The sequence below is a fragment of the Hominilimicola sp. genome (assembly GCF_046972485.1).
Classification (GTDB): Bacteria; Bacillota; Clostridia; order UBA1381; family UBA1381; genus Hominilimicola; species Hominilimicola fabiformis.
In genome coordinates, this window is record NZ_JBKVWU010000189.1 from 1 (window position 1) to 2,955 (window position 2,955).

Below are 2,955 nucleotides of genomic sequence, written 5' to 3' on the forward strand. Positions count from 1 at the left end.
ACCTGTGCCTTACACGTTACAAGCTCACCCACAAGCACCGGCTTTTTAAAATTAAGTTCGTCAACTCGTGCGGTGACAACGTTTGTGTGGGCGTGTTTCTGTGCCGCAACCCCTGCCGCACTGTCCATCATTTTCATAATTTCACCACCGTGCACATTCCCCGCCGGATTAGCCTGCATTGGCAATACAAGCTGTGCAAGTATCGAATGTGAGTGTTTCATTGTCTGTGATTCCATTATGTCGCCTCCCTACTGCACATTTTTAATTATTTTTAGCATTTTCAAGCATTTGCTTTGCGTGACTTAAAGCAAGTTCCGTAACCTCGCCGCCGTCGATTATTCTCGCAAGTTCAAGTTCTCTGCCTTCTTCGTCAAGCTCTTTTAAAGTTGTAGACGCCATTTCACCGTCTGTATTCTTCTGTATCAAATAATGATTATCCGCCATTGCCGTAAGTTGCGGCAGGTGTGTAATACAAATAACCTGCTTGTTTTTTGCAATAACCGCAAGTTTTTTCGCAATACTCATTGCCGCCTTACCGGAAACACCGGTATCAATTTCATCGAATATCATCGTATCAACGCCGTCCGAATCAGCCAAAATCGACTTTATCGCAAGCATTACTCTTGACAATTCGCCGCCAGACGCAATTTTCACAAGCGGTTTTAACGGCTCACCCGGATTTGTGCTGATTAAAAACTCAACCTTATCCATACCGTTATCGTAAAATGTACCGTCATTCTCTATACTAACCTTAAATTTGGATTTTTCCATATTAAGCTCGTGCAACGACTTTTCGATATTTTCTTCAAGAACTTTTGCGGCATTTTCACGTCTTTGCGTAAGCACATTGCCCTTTTCTTTAAGCTCTTTTGTTATATTTTTAAGTTCTTCTTTAAGTTCGTTTGTTCTCTCATCACTTAGCTTTATATCATTAAGTTCGCTTTCGGCTTCTTTCAAATATTCAAGTATTTCTTCAATACTGTTTCCGTATTTGCGTTTCAGTCTTGAAATCAAATCAAGTCGTTCTTCAATCTCGTTTAAAGTCTGCTCATCAAATTCAACCGTTTCGCCGAACTCTTTTATTTCGTGTGCCGTATCTTCAAGCGAATACATAATTTCATTTAAAGTATCATAGATCGATTTAAGTTGAGGATTTAAGTCGCTTATCTGAGAAATCTCATTCACGGCAATGCTTATACCGTCATATGCGGATTGTATTTCATCACCCTCATACAAGTTCATATACGCCTCATTGACGGACTTTGTTATCTGCTCCGCATTAGTGTATATATCACGTTGTTCTCTTAAATCGTCCTCCTCGCCTTTTTCAAGCGACGCTTTTTTTATTTCCTTAACTTGATATTCAAGCAAGTCAATTCTCTGCATTTTTTCCTGCTCGTCCATTTCAAGTGAAGAAATCTTCTTTTCTATTTCACGTTTTTTTGATAATATATCCTTATACCTGTTTATATATTCCTCATTATCGGCATACGCGTCCAAAAACGTAATATGTCTTATCGGCGTCAAAAGTGCCTGATTATCATGCTGACCGTGAATATTAATAAGTCTGTCCGATATTTCACGAAGTATGTTAAGCGTTACAACCATTCCGTTTATTCTCGCTACGCTTTTTCCCTCTTTTGTAACTTGTCGTGTAATTATAACAGTTCCGTCCTCAACGTCAATATCGTTTTCTTCAAGAATATTTATAACACTTTTAGGTGCGTCAAAAACAGCTTGTACAACAGCCTTATCCGTACCGTATCTTACAAGCTCTTTATTTGCTCTGTCACCCAAAATCATATTTATCGAATCTATTATAATCGACTTGCCTGCACCGGTTTCACCTGTAAGCACACTTACACCGTCATGCAAATTTATGTCAAGTTTATCTATCACCGCTACATTTCTGACAGAAAGCTGGTTTAACATACTTTGTAATACTCCTTACTGAAATAATTGAATCAATTTTTCTGCAATTTCCGCTGCCTTTTCTTCATTTCTTGCAATTATTAGCAATGTATCATCACCGGCAATAGAACCCAAGAACTCGTTACGCATAGACGCGTCAACAGACGCCGCAACAGCCGACGCCATTCCAGGATATGTTTTCACAACGATATTATTCATTGCATAATCAACGCTGATTACCGTATCGGTAATCATATTTATACGTCTGTCAAGTTCCTCCGGAATATCCTTAGAAGATGAATAAACGCTTCCGCCGTCAGGCAACGGTATTTTTATAAGTCCAAGTTCCTTAATATCTCTTGATACAGTCGCTTGTGTAACATTATACCCGCACTTATTGAGTTCACCTATAAGTTGTTCATGAGTCTTGATATTCTTCTCATGAATTATTCTGAGAATTTGACCCTGTCTTTTGTACTTCAACTCTTATCCTCCCTAATTACGATAACTTTTTAATTAATGTGTCGTAAAACGACTGTTCACCGATTTTTATTAGTTCAAAATCATATTCGGATTCGGTAATTATTACTTCGTCCGCATTTTTTATATATCCCTGAATGTCACCGTCCGCCGTAACAACCGCGTCCGCATTTCCGTATTCTCCGTCAAGCTTTATTCTTATATCCTTGTTTGACGAAAGTACCGCACTTCTGACAGACAACATATGCGCACATATCGGAGTCGCAACATACAATCTCATACAAGGGTCAACCACCGGTCCGCCGGCTGATATTGAATAACCCGTAGAGCCTGTCGGTGTTGCGATTATAAGTCCGTCGGCGGTGTATCTGTTTACCGCTACACCGTCAGTCGAAAGTTCCATATAGATAAGTTTTTCGCCCGCCACTTTCGACACCACAACGTCATTGAGCGCATGAAACGAAAATTGGATTTTATTTTCTTTTCTTATTTCCGCTTTCATCATCATTCTTTTTTCGATGGTGAAATCATCCTGCAAAATGTTTGAAATAGCGTCCTCCATAT

The 2,955-nt window shown here is 39.3% G+C and carries 4 protein-coding genes; all 4 read right to left on the reverse strand.

The window, feature by feature from the left end; genetic code table 11:
* Nucleotides 1-236, reverse strand: a 236-nt coding sequence (locus ACLTU0_RS11610) for an acyl-CoA thioesterase (RefSeq protein ID WP_412322597.1), incomplete at its 3' end; no start/stop codon positions are given.
* Nucleotides 237-261: 25 nt separating this feature from the next.
* Nucleotides 262-1,932: a DNA repair protein RecN gene (gene recN / locus ACLTU0_RS11615; protein WP_147514846.1), complete on the reverse strand. Its 1,671-nt coding sequence runs from the start codon at nt 1,930-1,932 to the stop codon at nt 262-264.
* Nucleotides 1,933-1,947: 15 nt separating this feature from the next.
* Nucleotides 1,948-2,394 (reverse strand): arginine repressor, encoded by a 447-nt coding sequence (gene argR, locus ACLTU0_RS11620; protein WP_022230830.1) that lies wholly within the window; start codon nt 2,392-2,394, stop codon nt 1,948-1,950.
* A 16-nt stretch (nt 2,395-2,410) separates the two neighbouring features.
* A partial coding sequence (locus ACLTU0_RS11625) for an NAD(+)/NADH kinase (RefSeq protein WP_412322598.1) occupies nt 2,411-2,955 on the reverse strand: 545 nt, incomplete at its 5' end.

Excerpts from the sequence above, each read along its gene's own strand:
- recN (WP_147514846.1), bottom strand. The coding sequence starts at position 1,932 with ATGTTAAACCAGCTTTCTGTCAGAAATGTAGCGGTGATAGATAAACTT.